The sequence below is a fragment of the Bacillus velezensis genome, assembly GCF_001461825.1.
Lineage (GTDB): Bacteria > Bacillota > Bacilli > Bacillales > Bacillaceae > Bacillus > Bacillus velezensis.
The window spans coordinates 282,842-307,196 of the sequence record NZ_LLZC01000019.1 but is presented as its reverse complement, the minus strand read 5'-3'; the positions used below and the strand labels follow the sequence as shown (position 1 = coordinate 307,196).

The 24,355-nt window shown below is 44.9% G+C and carries 27 protein-coding genes and 1 pseudogene; 19 read left to right on the top strand and 9 right to left on the bottom strand.

Features of this window, described 5'->3' with window-relative positions; translation table 11 throughout:
* Nucleotides 1-31: 31 nt before the first annotated feature.
* The 5 genes from AR442_RS12210 (at nt 32) to lpdA (ending at nt 6,558) form a co-directional block, all read left to right on the top strand.
* Nucleotides 32-1,123, top strand: coding sequence for a serine hydrolase domain-containing protein (locus AR442_RS12210; RefSeq protein WP_014417648.1), 1,092 nt, complete (start codon nt 32-34; stop codon nt 1,121-1,123).
* 470 nt (nt 1,124-1,593) lie between these two features.
* A complete protein-coding gene (gene pdhA, locus AR442_RS12205; RefSeq protein ID WP_007611171.1) occupies nt 1,594-2,709 on the top strand; it encodes a pyruvate dehydrogenase (acetyl-transferring) E1 component subunit alpha in 1,116 nt (371 codons plus the stop codon).
* A 3-nt stretch (nt 2,710-2,712) separates the two neighbouring features.
* Nucleotides 2,713-3,690 carry a pyruvate dehydrogenase complex E1 component subunit beta gene (gene pdhB / locus AR442_RS12200; RefSeq protein ID WP_003154528.1) on the top strand — a complete coding sequence of 326 codons (978 nt, stop codon included), beginning with the start codon at nt 2,713-2,715 and terminating at the stop codon, nt 3,688-3,690.
* Nucleotides 3,691-3,812: 122 nt separating this feature from the next.
* The gene (gene pdhC, locus AR442_RS12195) at nt 3,813-5,141 is read left to right on the top strand and encodes a pyruvate dehydrogenase complex dihydrolipoyllysine-residue acetyltransferase (protein WP_014417649.1); all 1,329 of its coding nucleotides are present in this window, start codon (nt 3,813-3,815) and stop codon (nt 5,139-5,141) included.
* Between the two features lie 4 nt (nt 5,142-5,145).
* Nucleotides 5,146-6,558, top strand: a complete 1,413-nt coding sequence (gene lpdA, locus AR442_RS12190) for a dihydrolipoyl dehydrogenase (RefSeq protein WP_007409663.1) — start codon at nt 5,146-5,148, stop codon at nt 6,556-6,558.
* 47 nt (nt 6,559-6,605) lie between these two features.
* On the opposite strand, the gene AR442_RS12185 is transcribed toward lpdA, so the two are convergent.
* Complete coding sequence (locus AR442_RS12185) at nt 6,606-6,980, bottom strand: hypothetical protein (RefSeq protein WP_014417650.1); 375 nt, start codon at nt 6,978-6,980, stop codon at nt 6,606-6,608.
* 248 nt (nt 6,981-7,228) lie between these two features.
* Between AR442_RS12185 and AR442_RS12180 the strand changes: the two genes are divergently transcribed.
* Together AR442_RS12180 and AR442_RS20015 are read left to right on the top strand one after the other, a co-directional pair.
* Entirely contained in the window at nt 7,229-8,029 is an 801-nt protein-coding gene (locus tag AR442_RS12180; RefSeq protein WP_014417651.1) for a polysaccharide deacetylase family protein, read from the top strand.
* Nucleotides 8,030-8,142: 113 nt separating this feature from the next.
* A complete protein-coding gene (locus tag AR442_RS20015; RefSeq protein ID WP_003154518.1) occupies nt 8,143-8,262 on the top strand; it encodes a GapA-binding peptide SR1P in 120 nt (39 codons plus the stop codon).
* Between the two features lie 47 nt (nt 8,263-8,309).
* On the opposite strand, the gene AR442_RS12175 is transcribed toward AR442_RS20015, so the two are convergent.
* A complete protein-coding gene (locus tag AR442_RS12175) occupies nt 8,310-9,782 on the bottom strand; it encodes an aminotransferase class I/II-fold pyridoxal phosphate-dependent enzyme (protein WP_014417652.1) in 1,473 nt (490 codons plus the stop codon).
* A 179-nt stretch (nt 9,783-9,961) separates the two neighbouring features.
* Here AR442_RS12175 and AR442_RS12170 point away from each other — a divergent pair, with 179 nt between their 5' ends.
* Nucleotides 9,962-10,228, top strand: a complete 267-nt coding sequence (locus AR442_RS12170) for a UPF0223 family protein (protein ID WP_007409667.1) — start codon at nt 9,962-9,964, stop codon at nt 10,226-10,228.
* A 34-nt stretch (nt 10,229-10,262) separates the two neighbouring features.
* Here AR442_RS12170 and AR442_RS12165 read toward each other — a convergent pair whose 3' ends face one another.
* Nucleotides 10,263-10,895, bottom strand: a complete 633-nt coding sequence (locus AR442_RS12165; RefSeq protein ID WP_007409668.1) for a DUF1054 domain-containing protein — start codon at nt 10,893-10,895, stop codon at nt 10,263-10,265.
* A gap of 235 nt (nt 10,896-11,130) precedes the next feature.
* Here AR442_RS12165 and AR442_RS12160 point away from each other — a divergent pair, with 235 nt between their 5' ends.
* The 3 genes from AR442_RS12160 (at nt 11,131) to AR442_RS12150 (ending at nt 12,689) form a co-directional block, all read left to right on the top strand.
* On the top strand, nt 11,131-11,319 hold the full coding sequence (locus tag AR442_RS12160; RefSeq protein ID WP_003154513.1) for a hypothetical protein: 189 nt from the start codon (nt 11,131-11,133) through the stop codon (nt 11,317-11,319).
* Between the two features lie 133 nt (nt 11,320-11,452).
* Nucleotides 11,453-12,250 carry an inositol-1-monophosphatase gene (gene suhB, locus AR442_RS12155; protein WP_017417710.1) on the top strand — a complete coding sequence of 266 codons (798 nt, stop codon included), beginning with the start codon at nt 11,453-11,455 and terminating at the stop codon, nt 12,248-12,250.
* On the top strand, nt 12,237-12,689 hold the full coding sequence (locus tag AR442_RS12150; RefSeq protein WP_014417654.1) for a GNAT family N-acetyltransferase: 453 nt from the start codon (nt 12,237-12,239) through the stop codon (nt 12,687-12,689). Before suhB ends, AR442_RS12150 begins: the two co-directional genes overlap by 14 nt.
* Before the next feature lie 51 nt (nt 12,690-12,740).
* Here AR442_RS12150 and AR442_RS12145 read toward each other — a convergent pair whose 3' ends face one another.
* Entirely contained in the window at nt 12,741-14,306 is a 1,566-nt protein-coding gene (locus tag AR442_RS12145) for a M4 family metallopeptidase (protein WP_017417711.1), read from the bottom strand.
* Between the two features lie 366 nt (nt 14,307-14,672).
* On the opposite strand from AR442_RS12145, the pseudogene AR442_RS20005 reads away from it, so the two are divergent.
* Nucleotides 14,673-14,807, top strand: a pseudogene (locus AR442_RS20005) (RNA polymerase sigma factor); the annotation flags it as partial.
* Nucleotides 14,804-15,097: an anti-sigma factor family protein gene (locus tag AR442_RS12140; protein WP_007409673.1), complete on the top strand. Its 294-nt coding sequence runs from the start codon at nt 14,804-14,806 to the stop codon at nt 15,095-15,097. The pseudogene AR442_RS20005 and the gene AR442_RS12140, both read left to right, overlap by 4 nt.
* A 38-nt stretch (nt 15,098-15,135) precedes the next feature.
* Here the strand turns inward: AR442_RS12140 and AR442_RS12135 are convergent, their stop codons facing one another.
* Together AR442_RS12135 and AR442_RS12130 are read right to left on the bottom strand one after the other, a co-directional pair.
* Nucleotides 15,136-15,753, bottom strand: coding sequence for a hypothetical protein (locus AR442_RS12135; RefSeq protein ID WP_014417656.1), 618 nt, complete (start codon nt 15,751-15,753; stop codon nt 15,136-15,138).
* A 311-nt stretch (nt 15,754-16,064) separates the two neighbouring features.
* Nucleotides 16,065-16,253, bottom strand: coding sequence for a YlaF family protein (locus tag AR442_RS12130; RefSeq protein WP_003154504.1), 189 nt, complete (start codon nt 16,251-16,253; stop codon nt 16,065-16,067).
* A gap of 111 nt (nt 16,254-16,364) precedes the next feature.
* Here AR442_RS12130 and typA point away from each other — a divergent pair, with 111 nt between their 5' ends.
* Complete coding sequence (gene typA, locus AR442_RS12125) at nt 16,365-18,203, top strand: translational GTPase TypA (protein ID WP_014417657.1); 1,839 nt, start codon at nt 16,365-16,367, stop codon at nt 18,201-18,203.
* Nucleotides 18,204-18,259: 56 nt separating this feature from the next.
* Entirely contained in the window at nt 18,260-18,580 is a 321-nt protein-coding gene (locus AR442_RS12120) for a YlaH-like family protein (RefSeq protein WP_014417658.1), read from the top strand.
* A gap of 41 nt (nt 18,581-18,621) precedes the next feature.
* Here the strand turns inward: AR442_RS12120 and AR442_RS12115 are convergent, their stop codons facing one another.
* Together AR442_RS12115 and AR442_RS12110 are read right to left on the bottom strand one after the other, a co-directional pair.
* Nucleotides 18,622-18,831 carry a YlaI family protein gene (locus tag AR442_RS12115; protein ID WP_007409677.1) on the bottom strand — a complete coding sequence of 70 codons (210 nt, stop codon included), beginning with the start codon at nt 18,829-18,831 and terminating at the stop codon, nt 18,622-18,624.
* 102 nt (nt 18,832-18,933) lie between these two features.
* Nucleotides 18,934-19,557, bottom strand: coding sequence for a YhcN/YlaJ family sporulation lipoprotein (locus AR442_RS12110; protein ID WP_014417659.1), 624 nt, complete (start codon nt 19,555-19,557; stop codon nt 18,934-18,936).
* Nucleotides 19,558-19,711: 154 nt separating this feature from the next.
* Here AR442_RS12110 and AR442_RS12105 point away from each other — a divergent pair, with 154 nt between their 5' ends.
* The gene (locus AR442_RS12105; protein ID WP_014417660.1) at nt 19,712-21,040 is read left to right on the top strand and encodes a PhoH family protein; all 1,329 of its coding nucleotides are present in this window, start codon (nt 19,712-19,714) and stop codon (nt 21,038-21,040) included.
* On the opposite strand, the gene AR442_RS12100 is transcribed toward AR442_RS12105, so the two are convergent.
* The gene (locus AR442_RS12100; protein ID WP_007409680.1) at nt 21,035-21,511 is read right to left on the bottom strand and encodes a hypothetical protein; all 477 of its coding nucleotides are present in this window, start codon (nt 21,509-21,511) and stop codon (nt 21,035-21,037) included. The two genes, AR442_RS12105 and AR442_RS12100, sit on opposite strands and share 6 nt — an antisense overlap.
* A gap of 103 nt (nt 21,512-21,614) precedes the next feature.
* Between AR442_RS12100 and glsA the strand changes: the two genes are divergently transcribed.
* The 3 genes from glsA to AR442_RS12085 all read left to right on the top strand — a co-directional run bounded on the left by glsA (nt 21,615) and on the right by AR442_RS12085 (nt 24,349).
* Nucleotides 21,615-22,544, top strand: a complete 930-nt coding sequence (gene glsA / locus AR442_RS12095; RefSeq protein WP_040221710.1) for a glutaminase A — start codon at nt 21,615-21,617, stop codon at nt 22,542-22,544.
* 107 nt (nt 22,545-22,651) lie between these two features.
* Complete coding sequence (locus AR442_RS12090) at nt 22,652-22,933, top strand: Fpa/YlaN family protein (RefSeq protein WP_003154494.1); 282 nt, start codon at nt 22,652-22,654, stop codon at nt 22,931-22,933.
* Between the two features lie 204 nt (nt 22,934-23,137).
* Nucleotides 23,138-24,349, top strand: a complete 1,212-nt coding sequence (locus AR442_RS12085; protein ID WP_014417696.1) for an FtsW/RodA/SpoVE family cell cycle protein — start codon at nt 23,138-23,140, stop codon at nt 24,347-24,349.
* Nucleotides 24,350-24,355: the final 6 nt, after the last annotated feature.

The window sequence follows — 24,355 nt, the reverse complement described above, 5'->3', positions numbered from 1 at the left end:
AACGATACATACAGTACAGGGGGAGAAAACAATGAAACAAACAATAAGCAATCCGGCATTTGATATGAAACAAATTAACGCTCTTAACAGCCATTATCAGACGATGATAGACAATGGAGATCTGCAATGTGCGAGTTATATGATGTCAAGAGGAGGTGAGGTTTTTGCAGCTGAGTCGTTAGGGGAATTTACCGGCGGACAAAACGAAAAGCAAACATTTCAGCTTGATACAATCAGAGAAATCGGTTCTTTGACAAAAGTGTTTACCGCTGTAGCCGTCATGCAGCTCGTCGAAAAAGGTTTGCTCGATCTGAAAATGCCGGTCAAGCTCATTTTGCCTGCGTTTGATAAACCGGGTTTCGGAGAAATTAAAATTTTGCACCTTTTGACTCATACGGCGGGATTAAGTTTTGAGCTGGATATTCAAAAGGCTGAAGGCATTGACTTAACGAATGAGGAAGAATGGATAAACTATCTGGTCAGTACGCCTTTGGAGTACGGAGTGGATGAAGCATGGAACTATTCCAGAACCGGTTTTGTTATACTTGGCATCATTATTTCAAAAGTAACAGGCGTATCCTACGAACAGTATGTAACAAAGCATATTATTGAAGCGCTCGGATTAGAAAGAACGTATTTTTATGTGCCTGATGCTTTAAAAGAAGAAGTTTGTGTGATCAATGAACACGAGTGCGTACAGCTGGAAAAAAGTCATCACCCGTATTTTCCGAATAAAGCGACAAGCGGTCTGTACTCTTCGTTGCGGGATATTTGGAAGTTGGCTGAAATGTTTAGAAATAAAGGCAGATTGAAAGATAAGAAGCTGCTTGGAAGAAAAACAGTCGAGGCCATGCTGAGAAATCAAATAAAGCCCGGTCTTCCTTTTTACTTCTTCGGAGCGCCCAGAGAGGAAGGCGGCTTTGGTTTAGGCGTTAATTTGTGGCCGGCCGGCGACCATTATTTCATGACAGAAGGCACCTTCTCACATCTTGGAATGGGTTGGTGCGGCATGTTTTCTGATCCAGCCGAAGATTTTACGTATGTATTTTTCACTCCGATTTCCGAGTTTCATCCTCATGCCGTGCTGACGCCGCTGAATATCGTGTGGGCGGGTATTGAATAATTAGACAAAAGCATCGTCCCGTCTGTTCGGCAGGCGGGACGATTGCTAACTGCCCGTTTTTATCCCGCGGCATCTTTTCAAAGCCTGCCCCTAAGTTAAATAACTTAATTTACTCTTTGTAATTTTTTTTAATTGTAGTACAGTAGAGTATTTTTATAATACAGTTTAAAGTCTTTTATAGTACAGTTTGGCGCAATATGGTCTTAAGTTTTATAAGCGGTTTCAAAATGAGGTTATAAATAATTGACGGCTTTGTTTAATTACTGTAAACTATGGTTGTTGATCATATTGTACTAATAAAAAATCTTTTTTTATTAGTACAGTTTAAACGTCATTATCTTTGCTTAAGCGCTATGTGAATTTCTGAATGATTAATTTTAGAATTGCAGAGCATGATAAGACTGTTTTTAATACGGATGGCTAAACGGTATCCTAACCCTGTTAAATCAAAAGAAGAGGTGGTTTAAAAAATGGCTGCAAAGACAAAAACTTCAATTGTTGATAGCAAAAAACAATTTGATGCTATTCATAAGCAGTTTGAAACGTTCCAAATTTTAAATGCTGAAGGAGAAGTCGTAAATAAAGACGCAATGCCTGATCTTTCAGATGATCAGTTAAAGGAATTAATGAGAAGAATGGTGTATATCCGCATTTTAGACCAGCGTTCAATTTCTCTTTCCCGTCAAGGACGTTTAGGTTTCTATGCACCGACAGCGGGCCAGGAAGCTTCTCAAATTGCATCACACTTCGCGCTTGAACAGGACGACTTTATCCTTCCGGGTTATCGTGACGTTCCTCAGCTGATTTGGCACGGGCTTCCTTTACATCAGGCATTCCTGTTCTCAAGAGGCCATTTTAAAGGTAATCAGATGCCTGAGGGAGTAAATGCTTTATCACCTCAAATTATTATCGGTGCTCAAATTATTCAAACCGCAGGTGTAGCTTTAGGTCTTAAAAAGCGCGGTAAAAAAGCGGTAGCTATTACTTACACTGGTGACGGCGGAGCTTCTCAAGGTGACTTCTATGAAGGAATGAACTTTGCCGGAGCATTTAAAGCGCCAGCGATCTTCGTTGTTCAGAATAACCGCTATGCGATTTCAACTCCTGTAGAAAAGCAATCATCCGCACAGACAATTGCCCAAAAAGCAGTTGCCGTCGGTATTACAGGTGTTCAAGTAGACGGAATGGATGCACTTGCCGTTTACGCTGCAACCGCAGAAGCACGCCAGCGCGCAATTAACGGTGAAGGTCCGACTCTGATCGAAACTCTTACATTCCGTTACGGACCTCATACAATGTCCGGTGACGATCCGACTAAATACCGTACGAAAGAAATAGAAAATGAATGGGAGCAAAAAGACCCGCTCGTACGTTTCCGCAAGTTCTTGGAAAACAAAGGACTATGGTCTGAAGAAGAAGAGAACAAAGTGATTGAACAGGCCAAAGAAGAAATCAAACAAGCTATCAAAAAGGCTGACGGCGAATCAAAACCGAAAGTAACAGAGCTGATTGAGAATATGTTTGAAGAGCCGACGTTCAACTTAAAAGAACAACTTGAAATTTACAAAGCGAAGGAGTCGAAGTAAGCCATGGCGCAAATGACAATGATTCAAGCGATCACTGATGCGTTACGCACAGAACTGAAAAACAATGAAAACGTTCTGCTTTTCGGGGAAGATGTAGGCGTTGCCGGAGGCGTATTCCGTGCAACTGAAGGCCTTCAAAAAGAATTCGGTGAGGACCGCGTATTTGACACGCCGCTTGCTGAATCCGGTATCGGCGGTCTCGCTCTCGGTTTAGGCCTGCAAGATTACCGTCCTGTTATGGAAATCCAATTCTTCGGATTCGTATATGAAGTAATGGATTCAATCTCAGGACAAATGGCTCGTCTCCGCTACCGTTCCGGCGGACGCTGGACTTCTCCGGTGACAATCCGTTCTCCATTCGGCGGAGGGGTTCATACACCTGAACTTCACGCTGACAGTTTGGAAGGCCTTATCGCTCAGCAGCCGGGTATTAAAGTTGTTATCCCTTCCACTCCTTACGATGCAAAAGGACTGCTGATTGCCTCTATCAGAGACAATGATCCGGTTGTTTTCTTAGAGCATATGAAACTTTACCGTTCTTTCCGTCAGGAAGTTCCTGAGGAGGAATACACAATCGAGCTTGGCAAAGCTGATGTGAAACGCGAAGGTACTGACCTTTCTATCATCACATACGGCGCGATGGTTCATGAGTCGCTTAAGGCTGCTGAAGAGCTTGAAAAAGAAGGCGTTTCTGCTGAAGTTATCGACCTTCGAACTGTAAGTCCGCTTGATATTGATACGATTATTGCTTCTGTTGAAAAAACAGGCCGCGCAATTGTCGTGCAAGAAGCTCAAAAACAAGCCGGCATCGCTGCCAACGTTGTAGCTGAAATCAATGACCGCGCGATTCTGAGCCTGGAAGCTCCGGTTCTGCGTGTTGCGGCGCCTGATACAGTATTTCCTTTCTCGCTTGCTGAGAGCGTATGGCTTCCAAACCATAAAGACGTTCTTGAAACTGCGAAAAAAGTTCTTGAATTTTAATCAGGCATCATAAAAGACGGTAAAGAGAGTCCTTTTCTCTATATGAAGGAGTCTGTTTACTAGGTTCAATGCTTGCGAATGCATAACTAAAATTTGCTTAATCAACTAGGAGGTCGAAAACTGTGGCATTTGAATTTAAACTTCCGGATATCGGGGAAGGTATCCACGAAGGCGAAATCGTAAAATGGTTTGTTAAGCCGAACGACGAGGTAGAAGAAGACGATGTTCTGGCTGAAGTGCAAAATGATAAAGCAGTGGTAGAAATTCCTTCACCTGTTAAAGGAAAAGTATTAGAATTAAAAGTTGAAGAGGGAACAGTTGCAACTGTTGGACAAACGATTATTACGTTTGACGCACCTGGTTACGAAGATCTTCAATTTAAAGGAAGCCATGATTCAGGAGATGCGAAAACTGAAGCTCAAGTTCAGTCGTCTGCTGAAGCAGGGCAGGATATCGCTAAAGAAGAGACTCCTAAAGAGCCTGCAAAAGAAACCGGCGCAGGACAGCAGGACCAAGCGGAAGCTGATCCGAACAAACGCGTGATCGCGATGCCTTCCGTACGCAAATATGCCCGTGAAAAAGGCGTGGATATCCGTAAAGTAACAGGTTCAGGCAATAACGGACGTGTTGTAAAAGAAGATATCGACAGCTTTGCAAATGGTGGAGCGGCTCAAGAAGCGGCACCGCAAGAAACAGCTGCACCTCAGGAAACAGCTAAACCTGCAGCGGCTCAGGCTCCTGAAGGCGAATTCCCTGAAACACGCGAAAAAATGAGCGGTATCCGTAAAGCGATCGCGAAAGCAATGGTGAACTCTAAGCATACTGCACCGCACGTAACTCTTATGGATGAAGTTGACGTAACAAATCTTGTTGCTCACCGCAAACAGTTCAAACAAGTTGCTGCTGATCAAGGCATCAAGCTGACTTATCTGCCTTACGTCGTCAAAGCATTAACATCCGCTTTGAAAAAATTCCCTGTTTTAAACACATCTATTGATGATAAAACAGATGAAGTGATCCAAAAACATTACTTCAACATCGGAATTGCAGCGGATACCGAAAAAGGCCTGCTTGTGCCGGTAGTGAAAAATGCCGACCGTAAAGCCGTTTTCGAAATCTCTGATGAAATCAACAGCCTTGCTACAAAAGCGCGTGAAGGCAAGCTTGCACCTGCGGAAATGAAAGGCGCTTCTTGCACGATCACAAATATCGGTTCTGCCGGAGGCCAATGGTTCACACCGGTTATCAACCACCCAGAGGTTGCGATTCTCGGTATCGGCCGTATTGCTGAAAAAGCGATCGTCCGTGACGGTGAAATTGTAGCTGCTCCTGTCTTAGCTCTTTCTCTCAGCTTTGACCACCGTATGATTGACGGAGCAACTGCACAAAATGCGTTAAACCACATCAAGCGTTTACTGAACGATCCACAACTTATTTTAATGGAGGCGTAATGTTATGGTAGTAGGAGATTTCCCTATTGAAACAGATACTCTTGTGATTGGTGCGGGACCTGGCGGCTATGTAGCTGCCATCCGCGCTGCTCAGCTTGGACAAAAAGTAACAGTCGTTGAAAAAGCAACTCTTGGAGGCGTTTGTCTGAACGTCGGCTGTATTCCTTCAAAAGCGCTCATCAATGCAGGCCATCGTTACGAGAATGCAAAACATTCAGATGACATGGGAATCACTGCTGAGAACGTAACGGTTGACTTTACAAAAGTCCAAGAATGGAAAGCTTCTGTTGTAAATAAGCTTACCGGCGGTGTTGCAGGTCTTTTAAAAGGAAATAAAGTGGACGTTATAAAAGGGGAAGCTTATTTCGTAGACAGCAACTCTGTCCGCGTAATGGATGAGAACTCTGCGCAAACATACACATTTAAAAACGCAATCATTGCTACCGGTTCTCGCCCTATCGAATTGCCAAACTTCAAATATAGCGAACGCGTTCTGAACTCTACAGGCGCACTTGCGCTTAAAGAAATTCCGAAAAAGCTCGTTGTTATCGGCGGCGGATATATCGGTACTGAGCTTGGAACAGCGTATGCGAACTTCGGAACTGAATTGGTTATTTTAGAAGGCGGAGATGAAATTCTTCCTGGCTTCGAAAAACAAATGAGTTCTCTCGTTACCCGCAGACTGAAGAAAAAAGGCAACGTTGAAATCCATACAAGCGCTATGGCTAAAGGCGTTGAAGAAAGACCTGACGGCGTAACAGTTACATTCGAAGTAAAAGGCGAAGAAAAAACGGTTGATGCTGATTACGTATTAATCACTGTCGGACGCCGTCCGAACACTGATGAGCTCGGCCTTGAGCAAGTCGGTATCGAAATGACTGACCGCGGTGTCATTAAAACAGACAAGCAGTGCCGCACAAACGTACCGAACATTTACGCAATCGGTGACATCATTGACGGACCTCCATTGGCTCACAAAGCGTCTTACGAAGGTAAAATCGCTGCGGAAGCTATTTCAGGAGAGCCGGCTGAAATCGATTACCTCGGTATTCCGGCGGTTGTATTCTCTGAGCCTGAACTGGCTTCTGTCGGTTACACTGAAGCACAGGCGAAAGAAGAAGGCATTGAAGTCGTTGCAGCTAAGTTCCCGTTTGCAGCAAACGGACGTGCGCTGTCTCTTAACGAAACTGACGGCTTCATGAAGCTGATCACTCGTAAAGAAGACGGTCTTGTAATCGGTGCGCAAATTGCCGGCGCAAGCGCTTCTGACATGATTTCTGAATTGAGCCTGGCGATCGAAGGCGGAATGACTGCTGAAGATATCGCAATGACAATTCACGCTCACCCGACATTGGGCGAAATCACTATGGAAGCTGCCGAAGTAGCAATCGGAAGCCCGATCCATATCGTAAAATAATAATGTAACAAAGAAACAGCCCCCGTTTGTAAAAGCGGGGGCTGTTTTTATTGTGCAAGCACATGCTGCATAGGTTTGATGATATCCTCTTTTTTCTTTACGGATCCCTCAATCTTCATGACCACATGCCGATGATTGATCACCATCAGCGCAGGGAACGTATTGATTTCCTCTTCCCATCCCTTTCTGTTGTCATAAACCTTCATTTGATCGACATGATGGGGATATTTCTTTTCTAAATCAAGGATCGCATCGTAATAAGGCACTTCTTTATCTATATGATTTTCATCGGAAAAAAACAAGATTTGAGTGTGATGAATGCTGTCGATCCGGTTTTTTTTGAATGGACTGACAGTAGAAACCGAACAGCTTGACAGAACGAACAGCATCAAAAAAAAGGGAATCACCGTACGGTAGCGCATCTATCTTACTCCTCTGTTTTATATAATATATTGGTTCATCCATTTATAAGGACTATATCAAGTGTATCACGAGAGGTGAAAAACCTAAGGCTTGTTACTGAATTGTTATATAATTGAAACCGTTTTTAATGAAGAAATAATACGTGTGACAACTTGCGCAGCCGATGTGTAAAAAAGGCACATTGTTTTTCGTGAGAGCGCTGTTTTTTCGTTATACTGGGGGCAAAACCATATCAGGAGGGATTGTCATGTATAAAGCCGCTGCAGCCGTCGTATGTATGTGCTTACTCGCCGGCTGCCAATCAAATGAAAAAATGCAAACAAACAAACCCCATTCTCAAGCCGCGGCCAATCATGCCAAACGGGAAAACCACCATACAAAAGAGGAAAAACAGAAAAAACAGAAGGCGGAGCCTCGTTACTATATCAATCCTAAAACCTTTTCTGTGGAAAAAATGGATGAACAGAAAGAGAAAAAACCGATCGCATTGGTAACGATCGATGACGCGCCTGATCAGCATGCCGCTGAGATTGCGGACAAACTGCATGATCTCAATGCGTCAGCGATCTTTTTTGTAAACGGACATTTTTTGAAAAAAGATGAAAATAAGAAAGCGCTTAAGCATATTCATGAGTTAGGTTTTATGATCGGAAATCATACAATGACTCATCAAAACTTAAAAGATCTTTCCGAACAAAAACAACGGGAAGAAATCATTGGCGTCAATAAAGCGGTTGAAAAGGTAATAGGAGAGAAACCCGCATTTTTCAGGGCGCCTTTCGGAAGCAATACGGACTACAGTGACAGACTTATAAAAAAAGAAGGCATGGTGAAAATGAACTGGACCTTCGGGTATGATTGGGATCAGAAATATCAATCCAAAAAAGCGCTTACCGATATCACACTGAGCAGTCCTTATCTGCGGGACGGGGCCAACATATTGATGCATGACCGGAAATGGACGGCAGAAGCCATGCCGGACATTGTAAAAGGATTGCGTAATAAAGGATATACTGTGATTGACCCTCGAGCTATAAAAAGACCGTAAAAAATAAATGTGTTATACAATTTATCAGTTGACATATTAAATGTGACATAATAATATAATAACAACAAGTAAAAATTAAGCGTTTTCAAATTCTGAGAAATGGGGAATGACAGATGGGTACAATTGTTTGCCAAGACTGTAACGAAGCGATTCATTACTTTGAGGATGAGAAGGTCACGACGTTATACGGAACATGCTGCGGACAATGCCAGTGTCATCTTGAAGAAGAGTAAAAAGCGTAAAAAGGCCCGAAACAATTTCGTTTCGGGCTTCTTTATATTTATTGGATGGCTTTTTGCTCTTTGATGACTCTGATCATTTCAAGCGTTGCATCTTCGGGACCCTGCACAGGAAGGCCGGCGTCCAAGTTTTTAAAAATGTAGCTGATATTTTCTTCAGTAATGATCTCACCCGGAATAAAGATCGGAATTCCCGGCGGGTACACCATGACAAACTCTGCGATGATCCGTCCCGCGGATTCTTTTAACGGAATGACTTCCGTATTTGCGTAAAACGCGTCTCTTGGCGTCATCGCTAACAGAGGAATTTCAGGAAGCAGAACTTCGGTTTGCTGATGAGCATAGTCATTGGCGGAAGCCTGTTTTGAAATGTCTGTAAGCGCGCTTACAAGACGGTCGGCATCTCCTGCTCTGTCTCCGGGGGTGAAAATACATAAAATATTATACAAATCGGACAGCTCGACTTCGATATTATATGATTCGCGGAGCCATTTTTCAACGTCATGACCCGTCAGGCCGAGGTTTTTGACCGAAATGATTAATTTAGTCGGATCATAACTGAAGGCAGCTTTAGACCCTGTGATTTCTTCGCCGACACAGCGGAAGCCTTCAATTTGATTGAGGCGTTCCCGTGTCTGATCCGCCAGCAGAATCGTATCTTCAAGAAGATCGCGGCCTTCTGTAGCGAGGCGTTTTCTTGCGACATCCAGTGAAGCGAGAAGCAGATAGGATGTTGACGTTGTCGTCAGCATGCTTAAAATCGACTGTACTCTTTCTTTGGAAACAAGACCTTCTCTCACATTTAAAATGGAGCTCTGCGTCAGGGAGCCTCCCAATTTGTGCACGCTTGTGGCTGCCATATCAGCGCCCGCCTGCATGGCGGACAGAGGAAGCTTATCATGAAAATGAATATGCACGCCGTGCGCTTCATCGACAAGCACAGGCACATCGAAAGAATGCGCGAGCTTTACAATGCTGCTCAAGTCCGCTGCCACACCGAAGTACGTCGGATTTATGACAAGCAGGCCTTTTGCGTCAGGGTGCTCCGTCAAAGCCCGCTCTGCGGACTCAAGCGTAATGCCGTGAGAAATTCCGAGCTCATCGTCAATTTCCGGGTGTATAAAAATCGGAACCGCTCCGGAAAATACAATGGCCGACATAATGGATTTATGAACGTTTCTCGGGATGATGATTTTATCTCCGGGTCCGCATACGGCCATGACCATCGTCATAATGGCGCCGCTCGTCCCTTGAACGGAAAAGAAGGTATGGTCTGCGCCGAATGCTTCCGCGGCCAGATCCTGGGCTTCTTTAATGATGCCCTTTGGCGCATGTAAATCATCCAGAGGTTCGATATTAATTAAATCTATGCTTAACGCGTTTTCTCCGATAAATTGTCTGAATTCCGGATCCATTCCCGCGCCTTTTTTATGGCCCGGAATGTGGAATTGGACAGGCTGTCTGTCCGCGTGCTTTTTCAGTCCGCTGTACAGGGGTGTTTCATGTTGCGGCAATTGTTTTCCCACCTTTATCATAATACCTACGGATTAGTTTGTATTACATTCAGTTTTATTACCCATTTTTTAAACGTAAAACAAATGAATTATATTATGAACTTGAAAGAAAGTAAAGAACAATTTATGATCTATGGAAGATGCTTATTTTGAGCATGATTATAAAGGAGTGAAGACATTTGGAATATCAATATCCGATGAATGAGGACTGGACGACAGAGGAGGCTGTGGATGTCATTGCTTTTTTTCAGCAGGTGGAAAACGCCTATGAAAAAGGAGCTGACCGAGACAGACTTCTGAATGCGTACCGCCGCTTTAAAGAAATCGTTCCCGGGAAAGCGGAAGAAAAGAAAATCTGCAGCCAATTTGAAGCTGACAGCACCTATTCCCCGTATCGGACTGTGAAACAGGCGAAACAATCAGATCAAGCGATTATCAAAATGTAAACAAAGCGAGCCGGCAATCGGCCCGCTTTTTATGTTATGAGACTTTCTGAGTCAGTGTGTATAAAAAGGAAAGCTTCCTAAAAGCGTCTTCAATGGTTTGCAGGAATTCATTGTTGTTCATGTTGATCACGTCTTCTTTTTGCAGCTGAATGCCGCACAATAGCTCTGCTTTTTTCACTGTCTGCAGGCGTTCAAATAATGTTTTCAGCTGCTCCTGATCCATGTCGGACTGCTTGTACGCACCTGGCTTCGTATGATCCGGCGACCATACAAAATGACCGGGAATCTGTTTTGTGATGTCCTCCTGCTTCGCTTCCAGCAATCTGCCGTATTCCTCTTTTATCGGAGATTCATAAATGATGGCAAACCATACAAACATATGGGTGTCCCATAAACCGATCTGAAAGTGAGGGAGTTTCTTATACCCGCGTTTGCTGTTGGCAAAGGCAACCCAGCTGTCAGCCGGCGGGTTGACAGATCTTCTCGCGTGCTTGGCGACATGCGGGAACATTTCATCGCCTGTCAATGCTGACAATGTCGGTGCGAAATGCTCTCCTAACAAGGTCAGCTTCGGACGGACTTGTTCTTTTAACACCTCCATGCGCGGATCTAAACCTTCTATTGTAAATGTATCGAAGTCTTCTTTTGTAAAACGCATCTGAGTCATCTTTTTCCTCCTTATCGTAAGTATTCATATTTTACCACAGCCGCCGCCGGCCGCAAAAACATTGAGAACGTTTGAGCCGAGAGGATTGGGGTAAAAAACGAATAGGTAAACACACAATTTTAAGAATGTTGTTACAGCCGAATATAAGTTTCCATACGATATAAGAAGTATCATTAATAAATTGGAAAAATGGGATGCTTTTTTAACAAATGATCTCTGGAAGGGGCGAAAGACAATGAGGCAAGTGGTGAAGGAAGGATTCAGGGAGGAAAAAAATAACCGTGTAGCTGTCTGGAGACTAGAGGTTGATTATGAATTGGCAACCCTGTATGAGGCCATGCAAAAAGAGAATGAAGATCAAATCGATCTCAGCAAAAGAAAACTGGAACGTCTCAGAAAAGAATGGATTCGGCTTAACGGATAAAGAATAGTAAAAACGAACCGCAGGAAATGGTTCGTTTTTACGTGAGAAGGCATTTTTTTCATTTTCCTTGCTTTTTCATCGCCTTTATCAGTATGCTATAGAATAAGCTATACATAGAAAAGAGGTACACGGTATGACAAATTGGACGGAAATTGATGATATCGCAAAAAAATGGGTAAAAGAAGCCGGAACGAGAATCAGACAATCCATGCAGGAAAGCTTGACGATTGAAACAAAATCAAATCCGAATGATTTAGTCACAAATATTGATAAAGAGACGGAACGCTTTTTCATTGACCGTATACAAGGAACTTTTCCCGGACACCGGATTCTCGGAGAAGAAGGGCAGGGGGATAAACTCCGCTCCCTTGACGGAATTGTCTGGATCATTGATCCGATTGACGGAACGATGAATTTTGTCCATCAAAAGCGGCATTTCGCGATCTCCATCGGCATCTTTGAAGACGGAAAAGGCAAAATCGGCTTAATTTATGATGTGATGCAGGACGAATTGTATCACGCATTCAGCGGAAAAGGGGCTTATCTGAACAATACGCCGCTTGCTCCTTTAAAAGAAGCTTCCATTGAAGAAGCCATTATTGCAATCAATGCCACATGGGTGACGGAAAACAGAAGGATTGACCCGAGTATTTTGGCGCCGCTCGTAAAACGGGTCAGAGGAACGCGTTCCTACGGTTCGGCGGCACTTGAGCTGGCCAGTGTTGCGGCCGGCCGCATTGACGCATACATTACGATGAGGCTCGCGCCGTGGGATTACGCTGCCGGCTGCGTGCTGCTGAACGAAGTCGGGGGCATTTACACGACCACAGACGGCGAGCCGTTTACGTTTTTAGATAACCACAGCGTGCTTGCGGGCAATCCGGCAATACATAAAATTATCTTTGACGACTATTTACATGCTGACAGGTAGAGATTTTGAAGAAGAAGATCTCGGGTTTCTGGAGCAGCTGGCGGCATCACACCCGGTGTGGAAAAGCGAAGAGTTCGGAACAAAAAATGCGGCGGAGTTTATGCTTGCATACTCCATGTACAATGGAACGTGGCTCGTATGGGAGATTGACGGCGCTCCTGCCGCCGTCAGTTTTCATTTGGAATGGGCGCCTTCAAACGGAAAACCGTGGCTCGGAACCGTGGCCGTCGCTCCGGAGGCAAAAGAGAAAGGAATCGGACGCGCGGTCATTGAAGAGATTGCGGGCCGGCTGAGAGGGGAGCATAAAGCGATGTTTTCAGCCGTTCCCCTGGACAGGCAGGAATGGGTTTTGTTTTTAAGCCAATGCGGCTTTGAACAGCTTAAGCTTGAAAAAGACGATCGGGAAAAAACATATATGATCATGGTGAAGCCATTGTGAAATGTTTCAGATATAAAAAAGAGACCGGATTTCTCCGGTCTCTTTTCTTGTTTACAAGCCGACCGCATTCCAGGCCGCTTCTACGCTTGCAGCGTCTTGAGAGCCGTAAAGGTCCCGCGCTGATTGAATCAAAGCTGCTTTTGCATCTTTAAAGCTTGATGACGGAGTGAGATATACCGTCAGTGCACGGTAGTAAATCTGCTCCGCTTTTTTCACGCCGATTTTTGTAATCGTGTTGTAAGCGGCTTTGTTCGGAATTCCGCTGTTTGTATGCACGCCGCCGTAGTCGCCGGCATCAGTATTCGGAAGGTTTCGATAATTTTTGTAATGGTCGGGCTGTCCGTATTTTGTCGGATTGGATAAACTGCGGAGAGCCGGCTGGCTGACCGTAATATCTTCACCGATATCCCAGTCCTCAGTATCATTGAAGTATCCGAATACATCAGAGAAGGATTCGTTTAAAGCGCCCGGCTGATTTTCATAGTTCAGGTTGGCTGTTTCCTGTGTAACACCGTGTGTCATTTCATGGGCCGTTACGTCCATTGAACCGGAAAGAGGCGAGAAGAATGAGCCGTCACCGTCACCGTAAATCATTTGGTCGCCGATCCAGGCCGCGTTATTGTATTTGCTGCCGTAATGAACGGAAGATACGATTTTGCCGCCTTTATTGTCGTAGCTATTGCGTTTAAACGTCTGATAGAAATAATCGTACACTTTGCCGAGATTGTAATGCGCATCAACGGCAGCGCGCTGAGAAGAAGTTGTGAACTGGTTTGTAGTGCTTGATACGAGCGTGCCCGGCAGGTTATATTGTCGGTTTTGCAGATCGTACGTAATAATTTGCGTTCCGGTAGGTTTAGAAAGATCACGCATTACATATTTGCCGCTTTCAGAAGAAATATTTAATGAGACCGTTTTTCCTTTAAGAGTCGTACCTGTTCCGGTTGCAGCGGCATGCTCCACTTTGTTTTGCTTTTTCAGGACTTTCCCTGTTTCCGCATCAACGGTTACTTCCCAGTTAGCTGGTTCCGGTTCGATGTAGCGGATGGTTACATCATAGGCGAGGCGGTATTTACCGTCTTTTGTGGCCGCTGCTTTCAGCTCGGCTTTGTTTTTGTTTGCAACGTTGCCGTTAGAGACGGCTTCAGGTGATTTGCCGATTGCTTTAAAAGCATGATCCAGCGCCTGATTTGCAGATAATTTTTTGCTGTTTGCCGTTTTGGCAGAAGCATCGTTGTTTAATTCACCGTTAATCGCATAGACATTGTTGGATTTATCGACGTGAATAATGACTTGCGAGTCTTTCACAGGCACACCGTTAACGACAGGCACATAACGGAAGTGCTTGTAGCCGAGATCATCGGTCGTGTGGTCAATCAGCTTCAGTCTCTCAGAAGGGTTGCCTTTGAAGACTTTGCCGTTTTGTTTCAAGTATTGCTTGATTGCTTTGTCACTGACTGAAGGCAATTCAGATTGCACCAAAGAATGCTTCGGCACAAAGTTCGTCAGGTTTTCTTTAAGCTGAGGATTCTCAGCGGCCTGAACACCCGGAAGACTGATGGTTAAACTCATAAAGGAAGCGGCGACAGCAACAGACAATTTCTTACCTAAACCCACAATAAATCCCCCTTTTTGAAAATAATGAAAACTTATATTGTTATAATAAACCAGCATTCTCTCATTCTGCAATATAAAACTAGACTCCGCTGATGAATTGATAGAATCGTCCCGGAAAGGCTTCCGGAGGCCAGCATCGGGGGATAAGCCGAGAGGCACGTGTTGAATCAGACATGAGTCGAATGATGCGATTTATTCTGAAAAAAATGACAAATGAAGTCGGGAAAAATGATAGGGGAAAAATGTTCCGATTTGTAAAACTTTTTTTATAGCCGTTTGTCTAAACGGGTGAGGCCTTAATAAACGAAAAGGATTGTTTCAGATGTCAGAGATTTTCAGTCATTTTATTCAGCATTTCGACAGATATTTCAAGAGCTGTCTTACGAAGAGATTGCAGATGTTTTGGACTGGAGTCTTTCGAAGGTGAAGAGCACCCTGTACAGGGCGAGAATGCAGCTGAAACAGCACTTGGCGGAAAAAAGGAAGGACGGACAGATATGACTTGCTGTTTAGTGAGAGATTTACTCCCTTTATATATTGAAGGCGATTGTGAAACAGAAACGGAGCGGTTTATTTCCCGCCATCTTGAATCATGCGGTAAGTGCGGGAGTTTATATCATATGATGAAGGAGCCGCTTGACCTCGGCAGCCCTGAGATGAAGGCGCCAGCCTGTTACGCAGAAGAAGAAAGGCGGTTTAAGGAACGGTATTACGGGAAGCTGCTGATAAAAGCAGCCTGTTTGTTCGGCGCTGTTTTCTTTATCATGCTGATCCTTAAACTGCTGATTTAAAAAAACGCCCGGCTGAATGACCGGGCGTTTTAATCCGTTTACTCAGCCGGATGAAAGGCTGTATAAATGCCTTCAAGCAATTCCTGGGGCAGTGAATTAAAGAATCCGGCACACAGCTTTGCTTCTTTTTTTCCTGCTCCTGCTTTTTCAGCAAGGTCCTGATCAAACGTATACTCACCGTCTTCTTCAATCAGCGCAGATTGAAGGATATGAAGACTTTGGGAAAAAGCGGTGAACAGCTGATCAACGATAAGGGCCTCTTTTTCCGTAAAGCCGAGCTCCACCGCTTTTTCTTTATTAAATGTATATTCGCCGTCCGTTTTCTCAATACATTGGGAAAGAACGGTTAAAAATTCGGTTGAACTGTCCCACAGCTTTTGAATGATCTGGGCTTGTTCTTGATCTAATCCCAATTCCACCGCTTTTTCGCTGTCAAAATAATAGACACCGTCTTTTTCGTAAATCGATTGGCTGATGATGTCAATGAGTTTTGCCGCGTCTTCCGGTGTTTTCTCTGCGGAAGCCTGCAGGATATGCGGTTCATTTGCCTGGATCGTTTTTGCGCCGGCAGAATCAAGCGGACTGAATGCAAGCAAGGCGGCTGAGGCGGTTGCGGCGGCAGTTACAGCGGTTTTCTTCAAAAAAGATGTTTTCATTTCGTTCTCTCCTTGTCATGTGTATTTGCTTACAGCCACAAGTATAAAAAGACAATGATGGAATTGATATAGGAGGTATGGTATTTTCTGCATAACGATGCCGGACTATTTCAGACTGCATCTTCTGAGGGAATCTGCTGATGTAACTAGAATGGGAGCTGTCATTTCCGGCTTCCTGACTAGGCGGCGGGGGAGATAAGCCTTACATCTAAAGCCTGTTTTGAGCATGTGAAAAAGCCTGAATCTTTGATTCAGGCTTCATTAGATATTGTGCTTTCCATGTTTACCGAATTTTGCAAAGGGCCATGCTTTTAATCAAGCAGTCCCTGTTCGCGCATTTTTTTCTTTACGGTGAAACCGCTTCCCATCATGGCGATAACGAGAACAATGCTTCCGATGATGCCCCATGCGCTTTTCTCAGCGATTGATACGCCGATCAGCATCATGCTGAAGACTGCTGCGAATGCAAATAATAATAAGAGCCAATTCAATTTTTTCATATTTCCATCCCCTTTAACGTCATACTTTCAGTTTACAGAAAAACGTAACGCTTTTAAAGAGGATGTGTGGTATAATATGAAAGTTATCTAATTTTTTTAGGAGATGAAAATGTGAAACTTCGAAACGATCTTCGCAACATCGCGATTATTGCCCACGTTGACCATGGGAAAACGACTTTGGTAGACCAATTGCTTCACCAAGCCGGAACATTCCGTGCCAACGAAAATATTGCCGAGCGCGCAATGGATTCAAACGATCTTGAACGTGAACGCGGTATTACAATTCTTGCGAAAAATACTGCGATTAACTATAAAGATACACGCATTAATATTTTGGACACTCCGGGACACGCCGACTTCGGCGGAGAGGTAGAACGGATTATGAAAATGGTTGACGGCGTTCTGTTAGTCGTTGACGCATATGAAGGCTGCATGCCGCAAACCCGTTTCGTACTGAAAAAAGCCCTTGAGCAGAACTTAAATCCGGTTGTCGTCGTAAACAAAATCGACCGTGATTTCGCCCGTCCGGAAGAAGTCATTGATGAAGTGCTTGATTTGTTCATCGAGCTTGACGCAAACGAAGAACAGCTTGAGTTCCCTGTCGTCTACGCTTCTGCGATTAACGGAACGGCAAGTCTTGATCCGAAAAAGCAGGACGAAAATATGGAATCATTGTATGAAACGATTCTTGAACATGTCCCTGCCCCGGTAGATAACGCCGAAGAGCCTCTTCAATTCCAAGTGGCGCTGCTTGATTACAATGATTATGTCGGCCGTATCGGTATCGGACGCGTTTTCCGCGGCACGATGAAAGTGGGTCAGCAGGTTTCATTGATGAAACTTGACGGAACGGTAAAATCATTCCGCGTAACGAAAATCTTCGGTTTCCAAGGATTGAAACGCGTGGAAATTGAAGAAGCGAGAGCGGGAGACCTCGTTGCCGTTTCGGGCATGGAAGATATCAACGTCGGTGAAACGGTTTGTCCGGCTGAACACCATGAGCCGCTGCCGGTTCTGCGCATTGATGAGCCTACGCTCCAAATGACATTTGTCGTAAACAACAGCCCGTTTGCAGGCCGTGAAGGCAAATATGTCACATCCCGCAAAATTGAAGAGCGTCTGAACGCGCAGCTTCAAACAGATGTCAGTCTCCGTGTCGAACCGACGGCATCACCTGACGCATGGGTTGTTTCAGGACGCGGTGAGCTTCACCTGTCCATTTTAATTGAAAACATGCGCCGTGAAGGCTATGAGCTTCAAGTGTCTAAGCCTGAAGTTATCATTAAGGAAATCGACGGCGTAAGCTGCGAGCCTGTTGAGCGCGTGCAGATTGACGTGCCTGAAGAGCATACCGGTTCTGTTATGGAATCAATGGGTGCGAGAAAAGGCGAAATGCTTGATATGATTAATAACGGAAACGGCCAGGTCCGCCTGATCTTTACCGTACCTTCGCGCGGACTCATCGGCTATTCTACTGAGTTTCTGTCACTGACACGCGGTTTCGGTATCCTGAACCACACGTTTGACAGCTATCAGCCGATGCAAAAAGGCCAAGTCGGAGGCCGCCGTCAGGGTGTGCTCGTTTCCATGGAAAACGGAAAAGCGACATCTTACGGAATTCAAGGTATTGAAGACCGCGGCGTCATCTTCGTTGAGCCTGGAACAGAAGTATATGAAGGTATGATTGTCGGCGAACATAACCGTGACAATGACCTTGTCGTCAATGTCAGCAAAATGAAACAGCAGACAAACGTCCGTTCCGCTACGAAGGATCAAACGACTACGATTAAGAAAGCGCGCATTATGTCGCTTGAAGAATCACTCGAGTACTTAAACGAAGATGAATACTGTGAAGTAACGCCGGAATCCATCCGTTTAAGAAAGAAAATCCTGAATAAAAACGAACGTGAAAAAGCGGCGAAAAAGAAAAAAACAGCAGGAATGTCTTAATCACTTGCAGAATTTGAAAAGGTAGAACCCGAACGGAAAAGGGGAGGGGGATCCTTTTGAATGAAGTAAGTGAACGGCTGTCGTTCTTTGCGGCTCTTTACCAAGTGGATGAGCATCCGCTGACGGGAATGTGGCTGTTATACGGAACGATCGTCGTGCTTTCGGTGATTGTATTTAAACTCGGCTTTGCCAAACGGCTGCCGGTGTTGAAGGCTGCGGCAGTTTATCTCTTTCTCGTGCTCGGCTGCACCGTGCTGACTTTTTTCGGTGTGTTTCTGCCGGTCGGAGAAGGGCTTGTTGTCGCCGCCTTGATTTTGATCGTTTACAAAATCCGTCTGCACCAGTCCAAAAAAAACCAGTCAGCTAAACCGCAATAAAAAAATGACCTTGCCTTCCGGCGGGTCATTTTTTATTCGGTTTATTTTTTCAGTTTATCTTTTTTCGCTTTTTGTCCGGGATGAAAGGAAAAGTGTCCGGTATTCAGCCGCGCCTCCGTTTTGACTTTGATTCGGTCATGGCATTCCCGGCACATATATGTATGAATCGGACGATTGCGGAGGCGTTTGGCTGTCAGTGTTTCATCATCAATTTGTTCGATTTTGTCGCAAATGGAACATTTTACTCTCATTGATTTTTCACCTCTTTCACTATGACAAGCATTATATCATGGATGCCCCTCCTGCCAAAGGGAAAGAAAGCAGCGCCCTTCCTTTGAAGCGGGCGCTGCTTTTTACCGGCGGTTTTTCATATGATGATCCGATTGATCGTTCTGTTCGTTCTGCAGCTTGTTCTGGTCTCTTTCGTTCAGCTGATCATCATTCGATTGAGTCGGTGATTCTTTTTCATTGTCGGTCACATCATTCGGGACTTCCGGCATGACACGGCCGACGATGGCGGCAAGTTCGTCCAAAATGCCTGAAACGGGGCGGCCGGCCTTAATGTCGCTGCCCATGCCTCTCAGACGGGAAACCGTATCAGGATCAGCCACGACAACGGCATTGGCGCCGTAAGGATCGTTTTTTAACGCCTGGGCAACCGTGTATTTAATGCTCTCCACTTTGCTTCTTTCTAAATTGTCATCCACATCGATACCGACAACGGAGTATCTTCCGAGTACAACCGCGGTGGCATCTGAAATGCCGGGGATTTTTTCGGTTACCTCGACGAGATGCTTAGCGATGTCTGTCCGGCCTGGATTTTCAGCTGTCTCAGGAGCCGTATTTTTCACATGGATCGGTTTTGCATCGCGCTGATCGGCTGATTCGTTCTGAATATTGCGGCCGCGGCCGTCCTGTACAGCAGTGCAGCCGGTAAGGATAAACAAGGCTTGTATGATAATGAAAAGAATTCGCACGTCAGATTTCCTCCTTGAATGCTTTCATTTATTTTATTGTTGAATTAACCTTCTATCTTTATTCACCAAATCATATATTTTAGCAGGCATCCCCGTTTTTCGCGGAAAGAGAAGCACACGATGGGCTTTGATCCTTATTTCAGGAGGCTGAGACTTGAGTAAAATTTATGTGTTAGATACGAATGTACTTTTGCAGGATCCTAACGCCATTTTTTCCTTTGAAGAAAACGAAGTTGTCATCCCCGCCGTCGTGCTGGAAGAGGTCGATTCAAAAAAGCGGTATATGGACGAGGTCGGGAGAAATGCGAGGCACGTATCTAAGCTGATAGACGGGCTCAGGGAGAAAGGAAGGCTGCACGAGAAAGTTCCGCTTGAAAGCGGAGGAACGCTCAGAATTGAACTGAACCACCGGTCATTTCACCAGCTCCAAGAAATTTTTATCGAAAAAACGAATGATAACCGCATTTTGGCGGTGGCAAAAAATTTAAGCCTTGAGGAGGAAACGAAAGAAAACGGCCGCCTCGTCATCCTGGTCAGCAAAGATGTGCTTGTCAGGGTAAAGGCGGATGCCATCGGGCTTTTGGCGGAGGACTTTTTAAACGACAGAGTCGTTGACCATGATGAAATATATAGCGGGTACAAAGATATATTTATGAATAAAGAGCGGTTTGCCTCGTTTTATAAAAACAAACAAATTTCAGTCAAGGAGCTTCAGCAGCATCAGGTTTATCCGAATCAATTTGTGCTGATGAAAGATGAATTAGGAGGATCTTCGTCTGCGGTCGGCATGGCAGATAAGAAAGGCGAGACCGTAAAAAGACTCGTTTTCGATGATGAGCACGTATGGGGTATCAGGCCGAAGAACGTCCAGCAGACAATGGCGCTTGAACTCCTGCTGAGGGAAGATATCCCGCTTGTCACCCTGATCGGAAAAGCGGGAACGGGAAAAACCTTGCTTGCTCTCGCGGCAGGGCTTCTGCAGACGGAGGATCTCGGTATTTATAAAAAACTGATCGTCGCGCGTCCCATCGTCCCGGTGGGAAAGGATATCGGATATTTGCCGGGCGAAAAAGAGGAAAAGCTCAAGCCGTGGATGCAGCCGATCTTTGATAATCTTGAATTTTTATTCAATGCGAAAAAGCCGGGTGAACTTGAAGCGATTTTGGCAGGAATCGGATCGATTCAGGTGGAGGCGCTGACATACATTCGGGGAAGAAGCATTCCGGATCAATTTATTATTATTGATGAGGCTCAGAATCTGACGAGGCACGAGGTCAAAACGCTTTTGACTCGGGTGGGAGAGGGCAGCAAAATTGTCCTGATGGGCGATCCGGAGCAAATAGATCACCCATACTTAGACAGTTTAAACAACGGACTTGCTTATGTTGTAGAACGGTTTAAAGAACAAACCGTCTCCGGCAGCGTGAAGCTTGTGAAAGGTGAGAGATCCGGCCTTGCACAGCTTGCCGCCGATTTGTTATAAAACTTCGATTTCTGTGACGCCCGTTATTGGTTTTTCAAAGTCTCCGTCCACGTAAAAATGGACCGGGCCGCCGTCTTGAAGGGGTTTCCCCGCATCGCTGAAATGCGCGATTGCGTCCATCGCCTTTTCGAGCGGCACTTCGGTTCTTTCTGATTTTGAAATAAATGCGCACAGGACAGCGCTTTCTTTCGGCTCGGCATTTGCTAAAACAGCGCCGAGCTTCATGGCGAAGCTGCCGTTCATCAGTCTTTCTTTTTCATAACGTTTTTCGCTTTTTAAAGTCGGCGGCGAAATGCGCCCTTCTCTGATCACCCGTTCCGGATCAAGCGTATGCTCCTGGGTTTCTGCAGAGCCGTCCGGATGAACGGGCTGATTTTTTTCAAACGGAAACTTGCGGTCATCGAAAATCCAGACACTCGGATCAATTGTAATCGGGTATGTAACATTGCCTTTTACTTGAATAACGCTCATGGTGAAGCCCCCCTTTACTTAAAGTATAAAAGTTTTCGCATGAATTGTCACTTTGTGTCGCAAATTAGATGTATACAACGGCAGCGAAGTGAGGATGATCGACATGGTATGCCGGCATTACCAAGAGCTGGACGCATTAGTTCAGGAAGCGAAAAAAAGGACCGAAGAAGGCAAAGTGGCAGACTATATTCCGGCTCTGGCTGAATCTGAACAAGACAGCCTATCGGTCACGATTTATCATGCGGAAAATACATGTCTGACGGCAGGAGACGCCGACCGGACATTTACGCTGCAGAGCATTTCGAAAGTGCTTTCTCTGGCGCTCGTACTGATGGATTACGGAAAGGAAAAGGTGTTCAGCTGCGTGGGTCAGGAGCCGACCGGCGACCCGTTTAATTCCATGATTAAGCTTGAAACAGTAAATCCGGGCAAGCCTTTAAATCCGATGATTAATGCGGGAGCTCTCGTCGTTACGGGTTTAATTAAAGGGCATTCGCCGAAAGACCGCCTGAATTACCTGCTCGGATTCATCAGAAGACTTGCGAATAATCAGGACATTACATATTGCAGCCATGTCGCGGAATCGGAATTCAAATCTTCCATGATTAATCGGGCCATGTGTTATTACATGAAGCAGTATGACATTTTTAAAGGCGATGTTGAAGAGGTCATGGATTTGTATACAAAACAGTGCGCGATTAAGATGAGCAGTCTGGATTTAGCCAAAATCGGCTGTGTATTCGCCCTTGACGGCAAGCATCCGGAAACCGGGGAGCAGGTCATTAAAAAAGATGTGGCGAGAATCTGCAAGACGTTTATGGTGACCTGCGGCATGTACAATGCGAGCGGGGAATTCGCAATCAAGGTCGGCATTCCCGCTAAAAGCGGCGTTTCGGGAGGAATCATGGGTATTTCGCCGTACAACTTCGGAATCGGTATATTCGGCCCGGCGCTTGATGAAAAAGGCAACAGCATCGCGGGTGTGAAGCTTTTGGAAATCATGTCTGAGAAATACAGGCTGAGTATTTTTTGAAACATTTTTTATCATAACATCTGCTTAAATCCTCTTGCAATTTCACCTGATACCCTTTATGATAAATAGAAGAATTAGGTACTCGCCTGGGGAACGGAGGGATACTTTTGGCTTCAGAGATTATAGTTGACCATCAGCAGAAAGCATTCGAGCTGTTGAAGTTAGATGCTGAGAAGATTTTGAAGCTGATCCGAGTACAAATGGATAACTTAACGATGCCTCAATGTCCTCTGTATGAAGAGGTCTTGGATACTCAGATGTTCGGACTGTCGAGGGAAATCGATTTTGCTGTCCGCCTGGGATTAGTTGACGAAAACGACGGCAAAGAGCTGCTGGACAGACTTGAAAGAGAACTGTCTGCTTTGCATGACGCGTTTACAGGAAAATAAATGATCAAACTCAAACTATTCAACGGTTTGGGTTTTTTTATAACCGTAAACCGTTTTTTTGCATCTTCTTTTCGTAAGACGGTCTCTTAATCTGCATTTCATCCGAAAAACTATAAAGAAACTGCGTAAATTGTTTATGAATTATAGTAAAATATAATACGCAATAGGTATTAAACGTAAGCTTTAAGCAGGAAAGAGGATGTTATGTTTAAAAGAATGTTAAAATCTTACGATTATTCATTGATATGCGCTATCATTCTGCTGTGCAGTTTCGGATTGGTAATGGTATACAGCTCAAGCATGATTACCGCCGTTATGCGTTACGGCGTGAGCAGCGACTATTTCTTTAAACGGCAGCTGTTCGCCGTCATCGCGGGGTTTGTGCTGTTTATCATCGCGGCCGTTTTTCCGTACAAAGTGTTCGCCCATCAAAAGATTCAGAAATTCATACTGCTTGCGTCAGTGGCTGCGCTTTGCGCGCTGTTTGTTTTCGGACATGTTGCCGGAAACGCGCAAAGCTGGTTTAAAATCGGAGGAATGGCCATTCAGCCGGGGGAATTTGTCAAGCTGACCCTGATACTGTACCTTGCCGCGGTATACGCAAAGAAACAAAGCTACATCGATCAGCTTTTGACGGGGGTTGCTCCGCCGGTGATCGTCACCGTAGTCATTTGTGCGCTTATCGCTATTCAGCCTGACTTCGGAACGGCGATGATTATCGGTCTGATCGCGCTTTGCGTTATTATGTGTTCGGGATTCAGCGGAAGGACCCTGCTCAAGCTGGTTCTCATGGCGGGAATCGTATTACTCCTTGTCAGCCCGATCATCTATCTGAAATGGGACGATATTTTGACACCCGGGCGTATGAGCCGGTTTGAAAGTCTTGAAAATCCCTTTAAATACGCCAGCACATCAGGCCTGCAGATTATAAATTCGTATTATGCGATCGGCTCAGGCGGTTTTTTCGGTCTCGGTCTTGGAGAAAGCATTCAAAAATACGGTTATCTGCCTGAATCGCATACAGACTTTATTATGGCGGTTATTTCAGAGGAGCTCGGCATTTTCGGCGTCCTGTTTGTCATTGTGCTGCTGGCTTTTGTCGTGTTAAAAGGTTTTTATATTGCGAGAAAATGTGAAGATCCGTTCGGAAGCCTTTTGGCAATCGGGATATCCAGCATGATTGCGATTCAGACCTTTATCAATCTCGGCGGTGTCAGCGGTTTAATTCCGATCACAGGTGTTCCGCTGCCGTTTATCAGCTACGGGGGCTCATCAATGTTTTTGTTATTAACGAGTGCCGGTATATTGGTGAATGTCAGCATGCATGTCAAGTACTCAGAAAAGAAGAAAAAGAGGGAGCCCGTTCCGTCTAAGGGGGTAAAAAGACGGCAGACGGAAAAATCTGTGTATCTCTAAAAAACA

Coding starts and splice junctions, on each gene's coding strand:
- AR442_RS12210 (WP_014417648.1), top strand. CDS start 32: ATGAAACAAACAATAAGCAATCCGGCATTTGATATGAAACAAATTAAC.
- pdhA (WP_007611171.1), top strand. CDS start 1,594: ATGGCTGCAAAGACAAAAACTTCAATTGTTGATAGCAAAAAACAATTT.
- pdhB (WP_003154528.1), top strand. CDS start 2,713: ATGGCGCAAATGACAATGATTCAAGCGATCACTGATGCGTTACGCACA.
- lpdA (WP_007409663.1), top strand. CDS start 5,146: ATGGTAGTAGGAGATTTCCCTATTGAAACAGATACTCTTGTGATTGGT.
- AR442_RS12185 (WP_014417650.1), bottom strand. CDS start 6,980: ATGCGCTACCGTACGGTGATTCCCTTTTTTTTGATGCTGTTCGTTCTG.
- AR442_RS12180 (WP_014417651.1), top strand. CDS start 7,229: ATGTATAAAGCCGCTGCAGCCGTCGTATGTATGTGCTTACTCGCCGGC.
- AR442_RS20015 (WP_003154518.1), top strand. CDS start 8,143: ATGGGTACAATTGTTTGCCAAGACTGTAACGAAGCGATTCATTACTTT.
- AR442_RS12165 (WP_007409668.1), bottom strand. CDS start 10,895: ATGACTCAGATGCGTTTTACAAAAGAAGACTTCGATACATTTACAATA.
- AR442_RS12160 (WP_003154513.1), top strand. CDS start 11,131: ATGAGGCAAGTGGTGAAGGAAGGATTCAGGGAGGAAAAAAATAACCGT.
- suhB (WP_017417710.1), top strand. CDS start 11,453: ATGACAAATTGGACGGAAATTGATGATATCGCAAAAAAATGGGTAAAA.
- AR442_RS12150 (WP_014417654.1), top strand. CDS start 12,237: ATGCTGACAGGTAGAGATTTTGAAGAAGAAGATCTCGGGTTTCTGGAG.
- AR442_RS12140 (WP_007409673.1), top strand. CDS start 14,804: ATGACTTGCTGTTTAGTGAGAGATTTACTCCCTTTATATATTGAAGGC.
- AR442_RS12135 (WP_014417656.1), bottom strand. CDS start 15,753: ATGAAAACATCTTTTTTGAAGAAAACCGCTGTAACTGCCGCCGCAACC.
- AR442_RS12130 (WP_003154504.1), bottom strand. CDS start 16,253: ATGAAAAAATTGAATTGGCTCTTATTATTATTTGCATTCGCAGCAGTC.
- AR442_RS12115 (WP_007409677.1), bottom strand. CDS start 18,831: ATGAGAGTAAAATGTTCCATTTGCGACAAAATCGAACAAATTGATGAT.
- AR442_RS12100 (WP_007409680.1), bottom strand. CDS start 21,511: ATGAGCGTTATTCAAGTAAAAGGCAATGTTACATACCCGATTACAATT.
- glsA (WP_040221710.1), top strand. CDS start 21,615: ATGGTATGCCGGCATTACCAAGAGCTGGACGCATTAGTTCAGGAAGCG.
- AR442_RS12085 (WP_014417696.1), top strand. CDS start 23,138: ATGTTTAAAAGAATGTTAAAATCTTACGATTATTCATTGATATGCGCT.